Annotated in this window: 11 protein-coding genes; 10 read left to right on the forward strand and 1 reads right to left on the reverse strand. The window is 65.0% G+C overall.

The window, feature by feature from the left end:
* Window positions 1-129: 129 nt before the first annotated feature.
* The 6 genes from V6E02_RS11055 to V6E02_RS11080 all read left to right on the forward strand — a co-directional run bounded on the left by V6E02_RS11055 (window position 130) and on the right by V6E02_RS11080 (window position 10,297).
* Entirely contained in the window at window positions 130-1,734 is a 1,605-nt protein-coding gene (locus tag V6E02_RS11055) for an NADH-quinone oxidoreductase subunit L (RefSeq protein WP_347308861.1), read from the forward strand.
* Entirely contained in the window at window positions 1,731-4,208 is a 2,478-nt protein-coding gene (locus V6E02_RS11060; RefSeq protein ID WP_347308862.1) for a YbcC family protein, read from the forward strand. Before V6E02_RS11055 ends, V6E02_RS11060 begins: the two co-directional genes overlap by 4 nt.
* 264 nt (window positions 4,209-4,472) lie before the next feature.
* Complete coding sequence (locus V6E02_RS11065; RefSeq protein ID WP_347308863.1) at window positions 4,473-6,137, forward strand: NADH-quinone oxidoreductase subunit 5 family protein; 1,665 nt, start codon at window positions 4,473-4,475, stop codon at window positions 6,135-6,137.
* Window position 6,138: 1 nt separating this feature from the next.
* The gene (locus V6E02_RS11070) at window positions 6,139-6,873 is read left to right on the forward strand and encodes a hypothetical protein (RefSeq protein WP_347308864.1); all 735 of its coding nucleotides are present in this window, start codon (window positions 6,139-6,141) and stop codon (window positions 6,871-6,873) included.
* Window positions 6,870-9,971, forward strand: a complete 3,102-nt coding sequence (locus V6E02_RS11075; protein ID WP_347308865.1) for a DUF2309 domain-containing protein — start codon at window positions 6,870-6,872, stop codon at window positions 9,969-9,971. The genes V6E02_RS11070 and V6E02_RS11075 overlap by 4 nt, the downstream gene beginning before the upstream one ends.
* Entirely contained in the window at window positions 9,968-10,297 is a 330-nt protein-coding gene (locus tag V6E02_RS11080) for a P-II family nitrogen regulator (RefSeq protein WP_347308866.1), read from the forward strand. The genes V6E02_RS11075 and V6E02_RS11080 overlap by 4 nt, the downstream gene beginning before the upstream one ends.
* Here V6E02_RS11080 and V6E02_RS11085 read toward each other — a convergent pair.
* Window positions 10,284-11,234 carry a LysR family transcriptional regulator gene (locus V6E02_RS11085; RefSeq protein ID WP_347308867.1) on the reverse strand — a complete coding sequence of 317 codons (951 nt, stop codon included), beginning with the start codon at window positions 11,232-11,234 and terminating at the stop codon, window positions 10,284-10,286. The two genes, V6E02_RS11080 and V6E02_RS11085, sit on opposite strands and share 14 nt — an antisense overlap.
* A 174-nt stretch (window positions 11,235-11,408) precedes the next feature.
* On the opposite strand from V6E02_RS11085, the gene V6E02_RS11090 reads away from it, so the two are divergent.
* Genes V6E02_RS11090 through V6E02_RS11105 form a run of 4 tightly spaced genes read left to right on the forward strand, consistent with a single transcriptional unit; the run spans window position 11,409 to window position 15,390 of the window.
* On the forward strand, window positions 11,409-13,259 hold the full coding sequence (locus V6E02_RS11090) for an alpha-carboxysome scaffolding protein CsoS2 (RefSeq protein WP_347308868.1): 1,851 nt from the start codon (window positions 11,409-11,411) through the stop codon (window positions 13,257-13,259).
* A gap of 12 nt (window positions 13,260-13,271) precedes the next feature.
* A complete protein-coding gene (locus V6E02_RS11095; RefSeq protein WP_347308869.1) occupies window positions 13,272-14,843 on the forward strand; it encodes a carboxysome shell carbonic anhydrase in 1,572 nt (523 codons plus the stop codon).
* A 9-nt stretch (window positions 14,844-14,852) separates the two neighbouring features.
* Entirely contained in the window at window positions 14,853-15,104 is a 252-nt protein-coding gene (gene csoS4 / locus V6E02_RS11100; RefSeq protein ID WP_347308870.1) for an alpha-carboxysome shell vertex protein CsoS4, read from the forward strand.
* Window position 15,105: 1 nt separating this feature from the next.
* Window positions 15,106-15,390 carry a carboxysome peptide B gene (locus V6E02_RS11105; RefSeq protein ID WP_347308871.1) on the forward strand — a complete coding sequence of 95 codons (285 nt, stop codon included), beginning with the start codon at window positions 15,106-15,108 and terminating at the stop codon, window positions 15,388-15,390.
* Window positions 15,391-15,394: the final 4 nt, after the last annotated feature.

A 15,394-nucleotide genomic window follows, 5' to 3' on the forward strand; every position in this document is an offset into this window, starting at 1 on the left:
CTCGTCCAACATATAGCCGAAAGGCTATCATAAGAATGAAAACAATTCATTAGTGTCTTTGCCGGCACCCCTCTAGACTCTCGCCAACCGATCCGATCGGGGAAACAAGGCGATGTCAGGAGGACCTCAATGACCACGCTCGTTCCTGCCTTGGTGCTAATGGCGCCGTCGCTCATTTTTCTCGCTGGCCTGCTTTCGCCCCGGTGGCGCGATGCCCGACTCGCGGCCCAGCTTGGCGCTGCGGCGGCCTGGGTGGCCTTTGGCTGCGCCGTTATGGTGGCGCTGGGTCACGCGCTCGCTCCAGCCTCGGTTTGGACGCTGGCGGCGCTTGGGCTGCCCGCTAACATCGGCAGCTTTTCGCTCAGCGTGCAAGTGAACGGAGTCACCGTGATCATGCTGCTTTTGGTGTCCTTCGTGGGCGCCATCGTATCCCATTACGCCCGCAATTATCTGGACGGGGATGCCCAGCAGGCCCGCTTCCACCGTTGGCTGGCTTATACCCTCGCTTCGATTCTGACGCTGATCGTCTCGGGCAATCTGCTCATGTTTTCTCTGGCTTGGATTGCCACCAGCCTTGGTCTGCACCAGCTCCTAATGTTCTACCGGGAACGGCCGGCGGCGGTGTTGGCGGCGCACAAGAAATTCATCGCCAGCCGCATCGGGGATGTGAGCCTGCTCATCGCCATCGTTTTGATTGGTTCCACTCTGCATACGCTGGAGTTTGGCGAGCTTTACGCGCGCATGGCTGCCTGGCAGGGGCCCTTGCCCGCGACGCTGGAAGCGGCTGCGCTGCTCATCGTGTTCAGCGCGGGGCTCAAGTCGGCGCAATTCCCCTTGCACGGCTGGCTGATCCAGGTGATGGAAGCGCCCACGCCCGTGTCCGCCTTGCTCCACGCGGGTATCGTCAATGCCGGCGCGTTTCTCGTCATCCGCATGAGCCCAATCGTGTCCCATTCCGGCACTGCCTTGGCGGTGCTCGCCATCGTTGGCCTCATCACCCTCAGCCTGGCCTCGCTGGTGATGCTGACGCAAACCAGCATCAAGGTGTCCCTTGCCTGGTCCACCACGGCCCAGATGGGCTTCATGCTGCTGGAGTGCGGCCTTGGTCTCTACAGCCTGGCGATGTTGCATTTGGTCGCCCACTCCCTTTACAAAGCCCATGCCTTTCTCGCTTCCGGAAGCGGCGTGGACGGTTTTCGCGCGCCAGCGTTGGCTTGGCCCCAGCATGAATGGCGACCCGGTTGGCTCCTGCTGGCCTTGGTCATGGGGGCCACCGTCACGGCGGCGATGGCCGCGCTCTTCGCAGTGAGCTGGCAGGCGCAGCCCGCCCTCATGGCCGCGGGTGCGATCGTGGCCATCGCCGTCGCCCAGCTCCAGTTGCAGACGATGACTGCCCTTGGCGTGCCGTCCATGGGGTATGCGCTGGCCTTGAGCGGCGTGGTCGCGGGGGCGTATTTCCTACTACATGCCCTGTTCGAGCGGATGGTGGGCGGCAGCGTGCTGCCCCTCGTGCCCGCGGTAACCGCTGTGCAAAGCGCGCTCATCGTCCCGGTGGTCATCGTCTTTCTGCTACTCATGCTGTTCCAGCATGGCCTGACGGCGACCGGTTCCAGGATGCGCGAAGCGCTCTGGGTGCACCTCTACAACGGTTTGTACATCGACGTATTCGTCACCCGCCTGCTGCAGCGGGTGTGGCCTGCCCCCAACACCATTGCCCAGGGAGTTGGAAAATGAACCCGAACGATGCCCCCCTGACCGAGCAGTCCACGGCCGAGCTCGACCGCCTCCTCGATGCGGCCTGCGATCGCATCGCGCCCCTCTGGCCGTTGAACCATTTCGTGGCGGTGAATCCTTTCTTCGGCCTGCGGGATCTCACCTTCCAGGAGGCTTCGGACCTTTTGGCGCGCCTCACGGGTCGCGGCCTATACATGCCGCGTGCCTATTTTCGCGAGCAATTGGCCAATGGACGGATCGCACACGAGGACATCGCGGCGGCCATCGCCCGCGCCGGTAGCGCAGCGACTGTGGACGATGTCACGCAGGCTCTCGCGCGGGAAGCACCCCGGCCCAAGCTGGGCATGGCCTCGGTTGCCGAGATATTGGACCGTATGGAAAACGGCATCTGGGCGGCTTTCGTCACCGAACGCATCAGCCTGCATTGCGCAGCCTATTTCGACCTGGGACAGGCTCTGGTGACCATGCCGTGGCGAAAGGCAAGCCTCTATGCGTCCTGGCGCAAGGCGGCGCGCATCGATTTGAGCCCGGCGATGATGGGCTTACACGGGTTTCGCAGGCGGGTGGCCCAGTTGCCCGAGGATCCGCGCAGCGTCATCGATTGGGCGCTGGCCGAGCTCGAGATACAAGAGGCGGCGAAGGAGCGTTACCTGCACGCGGCGTTGCTTAGCGTCGGCGGCTGGGCCGCGTGGACCCGCTATCTGCGCTGGCAAGCAGAACTGGCCGGCCAGCGGGACGACAGCATGACCGATTTGCTGGCGATTCGGCTTGCGTGGGACGCCTTGCTCTACCAGGAAAAGCACAGTCCCACTTTGGTGGCCCACTGGCGGGAAATGCTGGCGGCAAGCATGCGGCCGCCTTCGGCCAAGCGGCAGGCGGCGGCTGAAATCGACCGGATTCTACTCAACGCACTGGAAATCGGTGTCCAACGGGAGCTAGCGAGCGGCTTTGCGCGCGCACCGGGCGCGGGGGCTTGCGCGCGTCCTAAACTCCAGGCGGCCTTTTGTATCGACGTGCGTTCGGAAGTCTTCCGTCGGGCCTTGGAGACCGTCGCGCCGGAGGTGCAGACCATTGGCTTCGCGGGTTTCTTCGGCATCTTCGTCGCCCATCTGCCCCTCGGCGCGGCCCAAGCCCGAAGCCACGTGCCGGTGATTTTCACACCGCGCTACTGCATCCATGACCGCGCCAGAGACGGCGCCTCAACCCCTCTGATCGCGAGTCGGCGCCGGCGCATGGGACGAGAGAAGGCGTGGAAAGGGTTCAAGCTTTCTGCTGCCTCCTGCTTTTCCTTCGTCGAGGCGGTGGGCCTGAAATACGCAGCAAAGCTGTTGACCGATAGCTTCGGCTGGACGCGCCCCGTTCCCGACCCTCATCGCGCTGGCCTGAGGCCGCGGGAGGCTGCGCGCATCGCGCCCACCATCGAGATGGTGCGTGAGGAGCACGCTTGCGCACTGCCTGCAGGCATTCCACCCGCCGCGCGGGTAGCGGAAGCGGAGCGCATTTTGCGGGCGCTCTCACTCACCGATACCTTTGCCCGGCTGGTCCTCTTGGCCGGCCATGGCAGCACCACAGTGAACAATCCCCACGCCACGGCCTTGGACTGCGGGGCGTGCGCCGGGCAGACCGGCGAGGTGAGCGCGCGGGTGGTGGCGGCCCTGTTGAACGACCCGGCGGTTCGCGAGGGACTCAAGGCGCGCGGCATCACCATACCGGCGGATACGTGGTTCGTGCCTGCGCTGCACGACACCACCACGGACGAAGTGCACCTGTTCGACACCGACTGCTTACCTGCAAGCCATGGCCCGGATCTTTTGGCCTTGCGTCAATGGCTCATGCAGGCGGGTGACCTCGCCCGCATGGAGCGCGCCGGCATGCTGGGCCTCGGCCATTTACCCGATCAGCGGGTGGCGACGGCCGTGCGCGACCGCAGTCGCGACTGGTCCCAGGTGCGGCCCGAATGGGCACTTGCCAACAATGCCGCATTCATCGCCGCGCCACGGTGGCGCACCGCGGGCATGGATCTCGGCGGCCGCGCCTTTTTGCACGAGTATGTCTGGCACAAGGACGAGGGCTTCAAGATTCTCGAGCTGATCATGACTGCGCCCATGGTGGTGGCCAACTGGATCAACATGCAGTATTACGGCTCGGTCCTGGACAACCGGCGCTTCGGCAGCGGCAACAAAGTGCTGCACAACGTGGTGGGGGGCGCCATCGGCGTGCTGGAAGGCAATGGTGGCGACCTGCGCGTGGGTCTGCCGCTACAGTCTGTGCATGACGGCCGTCGCTGGGTGCACGAGCCGGTGCGCCTGTCGGTATTCATCGAGGCGCCGGAGGCCGCCATGGACGATATCATCGCTCGCCACGACCTGGTCCGGCAGCTGGTGGAGAATCAGTGGCTCCATTTATTCGCCATCGACGCGGAGGGGCGCGTGACCCGACGCGTGAGCGCGGGGCGATGGGAAGCGTTCGCATGAGCCGACGCGAAGCACTTTTCGCGCTCGGCGTTGGCCCATGGCAGAAGCCGCTCAAGTGGCGGTGAGGCAGGCTCCATGGCCAAGCCGGCCCCTCCGTTTGATCTTTCCACGCCCAGGGGCCGAGGACGACGCTGCGCGCAGCCGGTTTATCGTTCCCATAAAAATTCCCGACTGTTATTGACCGGTCGCGGTTCCTAACATTGGCATCGATGCTGCGGCCAGTCCGCGGCAGGCTCTTTCTTTGACCTCCTGGATCGCGAGCCGGTGCCCTATCTCGCCTTTCTCTTGCTGGCCGCGCCCCTGCTGTCGGCCGTGCTGGTCTGGTTTGGCCGGGCCAGACCGCGGGTGCGGGTGGCGCAGCTCAGTGTGGCGTTTGCTAGCCTGACTTGGGCACTGGCCCTGGCGGCGTTTTTGCACGGGTCTGCGCCGCCGGTGGTGGTCGCCGGTGGCGTGATGCTCCAGCTCGACCCCCTGGCCCGCCTGATGGCACTCACGGTGGCCAGCATCAGCCTGGTGGTGCATGTCTATTCCGTGCGCTACATGGCCGAGGAGCCAGGTTACGCGCGCTTTTTCGCCCTGCTCGACCTGATGACCGCGGTCATCTTGCTGATGGTGCTGGCCCAAGACCTCATCACCCTGCTTATCGCCTGGCAGCTGGTGGGCGTGGTTCTCTATTTCCTGCTGGCACAGGATCTGACACGTCCTGCTGCGGGGCGTTATGCCTTGTGGTCCTTTCTCACCTATCGGCTTGGAGATGTGCCGCTGGTGCTGGCGGCGGTGCTGCTCTACCAGGCTCACGGGACAGTGTCCCTGCCGGAAATTTTCCAACGGATGGCGGCCGCGCCACACGCTCATCAGGTGGCCGGCGTGTCGCTTTCCGTGGTGACCGGCTTGCTGGTGGTGCTTTCGGCCTTTGCCCGCTCGGCGCAGGTGCCACTACATACCTGGCTTCCCTACACGATGGAAGGGCCGACGCCCGTGTCGGCGCTGATGCATGCTGGCATCGTCAATGCGGGTGGGTTTCTCCTGAACCGCTTCGCGCCCGTGTTCGTCCATGCGGGGGCGGTGTTGCACGTGGTGTTCGCAGTGGGGCTCATCACCGCTGTCCTGGGCTCGGTGTTGATGCTGATGCAAAACGATGTGAAGAAGGCGCTGGGCTATTCCACCATGGGGCAGATGGGCTTCATGTTCGTCGAGTGCGGCGTGGGCGCCTTCTCCCTGGCGATTTATCACTTGATCGCCCATGGCTTGTTCAAGGGCACGCTGTTTCTCGGTGCGGGAAGCATTATCGGCAACGCGCGCCGCCACGATGGCGTGCCGCCCGATACGCTCTACACCTTCGTGGTGGAGCGGCGCCCTGAGGCGCTTCGCCTGCCGTGGCTGCTGGCCGCGGGCATCACGCTGGTGGTGCCCTTCACGCTACTCATTGCGTCCCATTGGCTGGTGGATGGCAAACTCGTGCGCCAGCAAGGGGCGCTCATTCTGCTGTTCTTTGGCTGGGTCACCGGGGCGCAGTTGCTTTTCGCCACCTACCGACTGCGCGCCGATAACCCGTGGCGCCTGATGGGCATGATCATTCTTTCCCTGGTCATCGTCGTGGCAGGCTATACGGTGATCGGCCATGGATTCGATCTCTTCCTCTATCCCAACCGAGCCATGGCAGAGGCCTTGTTTGCTGCGGCCAGCATTCCAGTGGGCACCTTCGAGGCGCTGGTGGCGGTGCTGACCCTGGCGGTGGTCTTGGGATGGTTGTTCACCTACCATGCCGCGGCTAGCGACCGGCCCCGGGGCAAGGAAGCGTCACGCCTACGCTTGGCGTTTTATTCCCTGCTATCGCGGGAGCTCTACGTGCCGGATCTCTATGCTTGGCTCGCCCGCGCGATTCTGGCCGGCTCGCGCCGACTCAACCTGTGGTGGCGTTGGGGCTGACATGGTCGAGCTGCTGGCCGTGGCCTTGTTTCTGCCACTCTTTCCCATGAGTGGGCTCGCCGTGGTCGTACTGACTCGACTGCCTCCGGCTTTGCGCGCGGTCGCCTTCCTCTTTTGGCCGGGCGTGGGTGTGGCGCTCCTTTCGTGGCTTGCGCCCCCCATCCCAGAAATTGTCGCGCCTTGGGCCCTCTTGACGGCCGCCATTTATGCCTTTCGGCTCCTCACCGTGCGCGACCTCGCCCTGTGGACGGGACTATTCGCCACCTCGGCTTACGCCTTGGTCTGGTTGGAACCGTTGCACGGCGCGTTGTTGCCGCTGGTGGTTTTCCTTGCGGCTTTCGCGCTCCCCGCGTCGGGGTTGGCGCTGGTGGGCGCCGCCATTGCGCGTCGCCTGGGGGCGGCCTACGCCGGGCTTGCGGCCACGCTCACCCCGGCGCCCCGCCTGGCCTTCCTCTTCGCGGTGATTCTGCTCGCCGCAGTGGCTACGCCGCCTGCGCCGGGGTTTTCCGCCTTGCTTGCGTTACTCATGCATCTCACGCCGGTGCTGGCGCTTGGGGTCTTGCTGGTATGGCTGGCCTGGAGTTGGGCAGCGATGCGTCTGCTAGCGGGCTTTCTCGGTGGGGGGCAAGAGGTGGACCCGATCGCTGATGTCGGCGTGGCCAGCCTCGGCCTTGGGCTTGGCTTCGCCGCGCTGGTCACCGGGGCGGGGCTTTACTGGCTGGGGCGGCTGGGATGAGTCTCTCCCTAGGACGGCGGTTGCGTATTCGCGCCACGGTGCACGTGGCGGGCGAGCCCATTCCCTTTTTCTGGCCCATGCGCACCTTCATTCACCATAACCCCCTCCATGGGCTGGAGCACCTGCCCTTCGTTGAAGCCGTGCGGGAGGGCACTGAGCTGTTTGGCGCCCGTGGCTATCTGCCGCGCGTCGAGTATCAGCAGGCACTGGCCGAAGGCCGGGTGGAGCGCTCGGCGCTGGAGCGAGAAGTGGCGGCGTACGCCGCGCGGGCAGAGCGCTTCCCAGGGCTCGATTTGGCGCAACTGCTGCTGACGTTGACCGTGAGCGAACCCGCACCCCTGGGGCCACCGCCTATGCTTGCCGATGGCGCGGATCTGGCCGCGGCACTGGCGCAGGCGCCGCTTGCACCGCGCACGATCGCGCCAGAGGAACTTGCCGCTCAGGTGCGCGCCGGCTGGACGCCGGCACGTCCGGTTTATAGCCTGGTGGATGAGTTGTTCGGTGCCGACATCGGCCCCACTCTGGACGAACTGGTGATCAAGAGTTGCCTCGATTTTTTCGACGAGGGCCAGTCCGTGTGGCGCATGCCGGGCCGGCAAAAAGGCCTGTTCGCGGCGTGGCGCGACGTTGCCCGTCATAACCTACGGCTGTTCCTGCGTGGCTTGCACATAAAGCGCGTGCTGGCGGTGGATGACACGCCGGAGGGCATCATCGCCCACGTGATGACCGAATTGGGCGTGCCGGAAAACGATTGGCGTGAAGCCTTCACCGGCGAATTGGTGCGACTACCGGGCTGGGCTGGCTTCATCCGCTGGCGTGCCGGCGCGCGGCATTACTACTGGGCGCAGATTCATCCCGCGGACCTGGTGGACTATCTGGCCGTGCGCTTGACCCTGGCCGCGGCCTTGTTACAGGAGCACGGAGCAAGGACGCATCGCCCTGCGACCCTGCCTGCTCTCATGGAATTCGTGGCGTGCGAACCCGAGCGCGCGTGGTTGAGTCGGGAGTTTCATCTGGGCCGCGTCCTGCCCCGCCACGCCCACCGAGTGGAGCAAGCACTCGCGCGCCCCCGCCAGCTTGCCCGTCTCATGCCCACGTATCTCGCCGACAAGCGTCGGCAGGAGGCGCAGCATTGGGCGGCGCGGCTTACGCGGCTTGCCGCGCGCGCTGGCCAGCTCGACGCGCTGCGGGCGTTGGACGGCGGCGAAGTGATGCGCCTGTGCCTGCGCCTTGCAGACTTCGAGCGGCACGAAGGGTTTTTCTGGCTTACTGCCCATGAAGCCCGGCACCAGGCTAAGCTACTTGCCGCGATACGGCGCGATGCGGCGCCGCCGCGCAAGAAGCGGCCCTTCGCCCAGCTGTTGTTCTGCATCGACGTGCGTTCGGAGCGCATCCGGCGCCATCTGGAACGGGTAGGCGATTATCAGACCTTTGGCATTGCTGGTTTCTTTGGTGTGCCTTTGGCCTTCATCGGGCTTACCAAGGGCTCGGAGACCCACCTCTGTCCAGTGGTGGTGACGCCGAAGAATCTCGTGCTGGAGGTGCCCCTCGTGCGTCAGCCAGAAGACGAGACCCTCATGTCGGTGCTGGAGCAGGTGATGCACGACCTCAAGTCCTCGGTGCTATCGCCTTTCGTCACGGTGGAGGCGATCGGCCTGCTGTTTGGGCTGGACCTGTTTGGCAAAACCCTGGCGCCGCTCGCCTACGGGCGCTGGCGCAAACGCCTCTTTCCCGAGACTCCAGACAGCCGCCTGCTCCTGGACAAGCTGTCCCGCGAGCAGGCCGATTCCATCATCAGATCCTTGCAGCGCAGCCTCATCGTACGTGCCCTGGAAAAGGAACTGGGCATCGCGCGGGAGCACATCACCGATGATGTCGTGCGTGAATTGCGTGAAACGGCCCTGGCGGGCCTAAGTGGCCCCACCGCGCTGTCGCAGATGCTCGGCGTCGACCAGGCGCTGGAGGCGCAATTCATCGAACGCTTACGGCAGGTCTATCGCATCAACGTGGGCTATGCCCGCATCCAGTTGGAGCGCCTGGGGCGGATTGGTTTCACGCTGGATGAGCAGGCGCACTTCGTCGCCCAGGCACTCCGGTCTGTGGGGCTTACCGCAGGTTTTTCCCGCTTCGTGCTGCTCGTCGGGCATGGCAGCAGCTCCGACAACAATCCCTACGAAAGCGCCCTGGATTGCGGCGCATGCGGGGGCAATCACGGTCTGGTGAACGCGCGCGTGTTGGCCCAGATGGCCAACAAGCCTGCGGTGCGTGAGCGTCTGCGCGAGGCGGGCATCACGATTGCAGACGATGCCTGGTTCGTGCCGGCATTCCACGACACGACCCGTGACGAACTTACGCTGCACGACCTGGAACTGCTGCCGCCGGCCCACCTGGTGTACCTGGATCGACTGGTGAAAGGCTTGCAGGCCGCCTCCCACCTATGTGCCCAGGAACGGCTGATGGACTTGCTGCCCGAGGCGGGTTCGGTGGAACTGGAGCGGGCGTGGCGGCTCGCCCATCGTCAGGCCGCCGACTGGTCCCAGGTGCGTCCCGAGTGGGGTTTGTCTGGCAACGCGGCCTTCATCATCGGCCGGCGCGACCTCACGCGCGAATGTGACCTCGCGGGCCGGGCCTTTCTTCATTCCTACGACTGGCGTTTGGATCCCCGAGGGCGACTTTTGGAAAACATCCTCGCCGGTCCGCTCGTGGTGGGGCAGTGGATCAACATGGAGCATTACTTTTCCACCGTGGACAACGCGCGCTTCGGGAGCGGCAGCAAGGTCTATCACAACGTGGCAGGCCGGTTTGGGGTGATGACGGGCAATCTCTCGGATTTGCGTACCGGGCTGCCCATCCAGACCGTGCTGCGCGAAGGCCGCCCTTACCACGAGCCACTGCGCCTTATGGTGCTGATCGAGGCACCTTTCAACCACGCGCGGCGCGCTCTGGAAGCCGTGGCCGCCGTACGCAATCTGCTATACAAGGGCTGGTTGCGTTTGGCCGTGGTGGATCCGGAAACGGGGGACACTCACGTGTTCTCCGAAGGCACATGGCAGGTCGCACCCCGGTTGATAAATGACATGACGGAGCCCACGACATGACTTCACTCAATCTGAGTCCGTTGAAGAAACTGGAGATCATCCTGGAAGGGGAACACCAGGCCTTCGCCACCGACCTGCTGGATAGGGCCGGCGTCACCGGCTACACCATTGTCAACAATCTCTCTGGCAAGGGGCGGCACGGCTTCCACGAGGGCCATCTCATGTTCAACGAGGATGCAGTGCTGATCATGATCATCGTCGCCGTGCCTGCGGAACTGGTGGAGCCCATCCTCGAGGGCTTCGCGCCCTTTTTCGACCGCCACACGGGTGTCGTGTTCATCTCCGACATCCAAGTCACCCGCCTGGTCAAGTTCAGGAGCGCGTGATGCGCCTGCGCGAGCGCGTGACGGGTTTGGGCTGGGGTAGACGAATGATGCGCTCGGCTTCTTCGAGGACGAAATCGTGAAATGCCTGGGCGATGGGAGACATGCGCTTGCCGGCGCGGTGTACCAGATACCACTCCTTCATGATGGGAAAACCCTCCACGTTGAGGATGGCGACGCGGTTGAGCAAAAGCTCGAATTCCAGCGTATGCAAGGAGACAATGCCCAGGCCGAGACCGGCCATCACGGCATGCTTGATGGCTTCGTTGCGGCTCATTTCCATGGAGGTCGCCAGACGCAGGTTGCGCTCGCGAAAAAAACGCTCCACGGCGTTACGCGTGCCCGAGCCACGTTCACGCAGGATGAAGTTCTCATCCATCAGCCGCGCCAGCGGCACCCGGCTGGAGCCAGCCAGGGGGTGGTCGGGCCGAGCGATGATCACCAGCGGGTTTTGCATAAAGGCGCGGGACCTAAGCTCGATGTGTTCCGGCGGCGTGCCCATGATGGCCATGTCCGGCAGGTTGTCGGCGAGCTGTTGCACCAGCGCTTCCCGGTTGGTGACCTCCAGATGCACCTGCGTGCCGGGATGGCGCTGGATGAAGGTGGCCAGCAGGTAGGGCGCGAAGTATTTGCCAGTACTGGTCACGGCCAGGCGCAGCGTGCCGCGCTTGACGCCCTTCATGTCATCGAGCACCGATTCCATGTCGCGAAACTGCTGGGCGATGTTGCGCGCGAAGGCGTAGAGCTCGCGCCCGGCTTCGGTGAGAAAGATCTTTTTGCCCATCTGCTCGAACAGGGGCATGCCCACCTGCTCTTCCAGCTGCTTGATCTGAGTGGACACCGCAGGCTGGGTGAGGTGCAACTCTTCAGAGGCGCGGGTGAAGCTCGAATGCCGCGCGACGGCTTCCAGAAGCTTGAGTTGGCGCAGGGTGACGTTCATGAACGAGGCCCTCCTGGGGATGGCAGATGATTCATTCCATTGTATGGAAACGATAAGAAAGATTCATTTTTGCTTATGGACATTGTTCCCTATAGTCGTGGCAAACGCAACACGGATAGCGATCTGGATGCCAGACGCTAATGATCAACGCCGTATGCATAAAGGAAGCAAAGTATGAGTGACGCCATCGCAAGCGAAAGGCTCAGCGGCCGCGAAGCCGCCCTGGCCCGCCGTCGCGCGTTGTCGCTCCAGGGGAAAGCCGCCCTGGGAAACGCTGGCAATGGGGCTGGCGCGGCAACGGGCGCCCAGCGGTCGCAGGCGGGCAGGTCCGAGGCTGACTGCGGCTGTCGGCACGACGAGCCCGTCAGCGCACGGGTGGAAGACGCAAGTGAGACACGCCCCAAGGTGATCGTGCCCGAACCACCCTCGCCGGCGCGCCAGCGGCGCATCGAGCAATCTTTGCGCGGGCGGGGCGACGCGCCGCCGGCCCGGCCCTGCGGGCGGATTCGACCCGAGCCGCAAAAAGTGGAGATCGGTACCACCCTGTCTGGCACGCCGGTGACCGGCAACCAAGTGGAGCGCAGCCCGCGCGTCACGGGCAACGAGGCGGGCACCTGCCGGGTGGTGACGGGGACGGAGTATGTGGGTAGCGAGCAGTTTTCCGCCTTCTGCGGCGCTCTGCCGGAGCCCAATCCCAGCAAGGTGGCAGTCACCACCACCAGTCGCGGCCGGCGCATTACCGGTACCGAGGTGGGGCGCAGCCCCAAAGTCACGGGCGATGAGTACGGGACCTGCAAGCGGGTGACGGGGACCGAATACCTTGCCGCCGAGCAAGTGGGCGAGTTCTGTGGCACGGCCCCCGAGCCCCATCCCGCGAAGGTGGAAGCCGGGCAGACTGGCAAGGGGCTGCGCATCACGGGTACCGATTTCAACCGCCGGGTGCCGGTGACCGGTACGGAAGCAGGCGCCCGGCGTGCCATTACCGGCACCGCCTACGCCGATGCCGCGGCCCAGGCTCGCGAGGAGGGCGATGCTCCAAAAAAGGTGGAAACCAGTCACACCGCAGCTGGCGCGACGGTGAGCGGCACCCGAGTGGGTCGCGCACCGAGCCTTACCGGCGTTGAGGCGGGTGCGTGCAAGCGTGTGACTGGTACCGATTATCTACCGGCCGAGGAATTCGTCTCCTACTGCCGCAGCGAACCTTACCAGCCGCCGGCCAAAGTGGGTGTGTCCCGCACCTTCCGGGGCCAGGCGGTGTCGGGCACCCAGGTGGGGCGCTCGGTCAAGGTGACCGGCGATGAGTACGGTGCCTGCAAGCCGGTGACGGGCACCTCCTACATCGGCGCCGACCAGTACGCCGAATTTTGCGCGGCCCGGGCCGCGCAAGAGGCCATCAACCGGGCACGGCTGGGCCGCAGCGCTGCTTTGACCGGCATTCAACCGGGGCCAGATGCCAAGCTCACGGGCAACGAGCGTGGCACCTGTCAGCCCGTGAGCGGCACGCCCTACCTGGGTGAGGATCAAGCCGCCGAAGCCTGTGGCATTACGCCTGCGCCGGCGCGGCCCGGCGGCTTCTCGATTCCCACGCCGGCGCGTATGGCCCGCTCTTCTGAGGTCCGGCGCATCACCGGTAGCGCCTACGGGGATAACGGCCGCATCACCGGACCCATGGCGCGAGCGGTGGGCTTGATCTCGGGGACGCCGGAATTTCGCTACCGCGAGGAAATGACGAGCCGGCCGGTAGCGGCGCCGGAACCGCGTCCCGAGCGCATCACTGGCGAAGGTCGGGAACGGCGCATCACCGGCGATGCCTGGGATCGCAACGACCGCATCACCGGCACCGAGGGCTATTTCGCTACGCGGCGCAACCCCACCTTGCGGGGCGCGCCCCGCGGCGCGGGGGCGAATGCCCGCGCTTTCCGCGAGATCGAGCATCCAGCACCTGCCGCCAGCCGTATTACCGGCAGTAGCGGCAATACCACCTCGGGGGCGGTCATCACCCTTTCCGGTGGTGCCCGGGGCTAGAGGGCGTCGCCGATGAATACGCGCCAACGCATGGAAGCCCTGCGCGGTCGCCAGACTACGCCTGCCGCACCGGTGGGGCTGGCCGTCCCACCTGCGGCGATACCGGCCTGGCCGCAGCGACCGAGCTTCTGCCCCCCAGGCATGGAGCCGCGCGGAGGCGAGTGCGTGGCGGCCGTATGCGCGCCGCGCGCGCATCCCCTGGCCGATCTGGCGCGCAACGAGGAGCTGGCCGATTACGAGCGGACGGTGCGTGGCCGTTTCGAGGCCATCGTGCCCACGCTCAAACAGATCGCAGCCATCCAGCATGAAAGCGGCTTCGAGGCGCGTGCCCAGGCCCTCGCCCAGGAACGGCTGGGTTTTGCGCTGCCGGAAGACGTGCTACAGGACGCGTGGGTCACCACCCTGGACATGCGTCGCCTCTACGGGCACGCCGTGTTGGCCACCTACGAGCGATTGGCCCACGCCTTCGCCGACCGCTGGAGCCGGCCGGGGGAAGTGGAAGCCATGCAGCGGTTTTTCATCGAATGCGGCTTCCATGAAGTGGACATCAGCCCCTGCGCCGATGGCCGCCTCAAGGGCCTTTTGCCTTTCGTGCTGCGCCTGCCGCGGGGGGCGGTGCACCGCAAGGCCTACGCGGGCGCCCTGTTCGACGTGGAGCTCAACGTGCGCCACTGGACCGACACCGAGCTGCGCCGCTGGCGCGAGGGCGTGCCCACGCTACCAGAGGCGGGCACGCGCTACCTGAAGATCGCGGTCTACCACTTCAGCGGCTCAGACCCGACCCACGAGGGCTGCGCTGCCCACGGTAGTGACGAGCGGCGCGCCGCGCAGGCCGCGCTCGACCGATTGGCCGCCTTCCGCACGGCCATCGAAAACGGTTTCTGTTGCGGCGCGTCGGTGGCGACGCTGCTCATCGGGGTGGACACCGATAATGACGCGATCCGGGTGCACGTGCCCGACGCGCAAGGCGAGATGAGCGTGGACTGTTACGTAGATAATCTCGCCCTCTACCGGCGCACGGTGGACCTACCGCTCTCCGAAGCCCGGCAACGCGTGGCGGAAGCGGTCGCCGAAGCGGCGCGCGGCGCGGGCCGCAGCCGGCCGGAGGCGGGCATGGAACGGCTGATCGAGCGGTTAATCACTCACAACCTGTCGCAGATCGACTACGTGTGTGCCCATCACGCCGGCCGCTACCGCGACATCGGACATGCGGAGCGCTTCATCAATCTGGGCGATAGCCTGGACGAGGTGCATTTGCGCAATCTGGCCTACTTCGCCCACCTCTACACCATCGAGGAAGGGGCGGCGGATCTGGACGTGGGCATCCGTATCTTCAGCCAGCTCAACGTGGCCCGTGGCCTGCCGGTGCCCATTGCCATCCATTACCGCTACGACGGCCGCGTGCCCGGTTCGCGGGAGCGCGCCGTAGCCCGTTGCCGGCGGATTGGCGCGGCTGTGGTTGCGCGTTATCCCGAGCTGGCGCGGCAGGGTCTGCTCTATATCGGCATGACGGTGCAGGACAAGCGCACCGGCAGCTCGCTGGAAACGGTGACAGACAGTGAACGGGAATCGCAGAAGCACTGAGGTCAAGCCATGAAGATCATGCAGGTGGAAAAGACGCTGGTTTCGACCAACCGTGTGAAAGAAATGGGTCATCGGCCCCTCTTGGTGGTGCGGGAGAAGGCCGGTGGCACGCCCCAAGTGGCGGTGGACGCGGTGGGATGCATCCCGGGCGACTGGGTGATCTGCGTGGGAAGCTCCGCTGCAAGGGAAGCCGCGGGTTCCAAGGACTTCCCATCCGATCTCACCATCGTCGGCATCATCGATCACTGGGAGGAGCGCTGACATGGAGATCATGCGGGTGGTGTCCGACCTGGTTTGCACCCGCCGCATCCCCGGCTTGTACAGCGCCTCGCTGCGGGTACTGGCAGATCAAAAGGGCAAGCTTTCCGTGGCGGTGGATCCCGTGGGTGTGCCGCCGGGCAAATGGGTTTTTACTGCCGGCGGCTCGGCTGCCCGCTACGGCGCCGGCGATTATCGAATCCTTACCGATTTGACGATCCTTGGGATCATCGATCAGTGGGACGTGACGGACAACGTCGCGGGCAAGGCAACTTCATCAACTCTCTGAAGGA

The sequence above is a fragment of the Thiobacter sp. AK1 genome, from assembly GCF_039822265.1.
GTDB lineage: Bacteria > Pseudomonadota > Gammaproteobacteria > Burkholderiales > Thiobacteraceae > Thiobacter > Thiobacter aerophilum.

Excerpts from the sequence above, each read along its gene's own strand:
- V6E02_RS11055 (WP_347308861.1), top strand. The coding sequence starts at position 130 with ATGACCACGCTCGTTCCTGCCTTGGTGCTAATGGCGCCGTCGCTCATT.
- V6E02_RS11060 (WP_347308862.1), top strand. The coding sequence starts at position 1,731 with ATGAACCCGAACGATGCCCCCCTGACCGAGCAGTCCACGGCCGAGCTC.
- V6E02_RS11070 (WP_347308864.1), top strand. The coding sequence starts at position 6,139 with ATGGTCGAGCTGCTGGCCGTGGCCTTGTTTCTGCCACTCTTTCCCATG.
- V6E02_RS11075 (WP_347308865.1), top strand. The coding sequence starts at position 6,870 with ATGAGTCTCTCCCTAGGACGGCGGTTGCGTATTCGCGCCACGGTGCAC.
- V6E02_RS11080 (WP_347308866.1), top strand. The coding sequence starts at position 9,968 with ATGACTTCACTCAATCTGAGTCCGTTGAAGAAACTGGAGATCATCCTG.
- V6E02_RS11085 (WP_347308867.1), bottom strand. The coding sequence starts at position 11,234 with ATGAACGTCACCCTGCGCCAACTCAAGCTTCTGGAAGCCGTCGCGCGG.
- V6E02_RS11090 (WP_347308868.1), top strand. The coding sequence starts at position 11,409 with ATGAGTGACGCCATCGCAAGCGAAAGGCTCAGCGGCCGCGAAGCCGCC.
- V6E02_RS11095 (WP_347308869.1), top strand. The coding sequence starts at position 13,272 with ATGAATACGCGCCAACGCATGGAAGCCCTGCGCGGTCGCCAGACTACG.
- csoS4 (WP_347308870.1), top strand. The coding sequence starts at position 14,853 with ATGAAGATCATGCAGGTGGAAAAGACGCTGGTTTCGACCAACCGTGTG.
- V6E02_RS11105 (WP_347308871.1), top strand. The coding sequence starts at position 15,106 with ATGGAGATCATGCGGGTGGTGTCCGACCTGGTTTGCACCCGCCGCATC.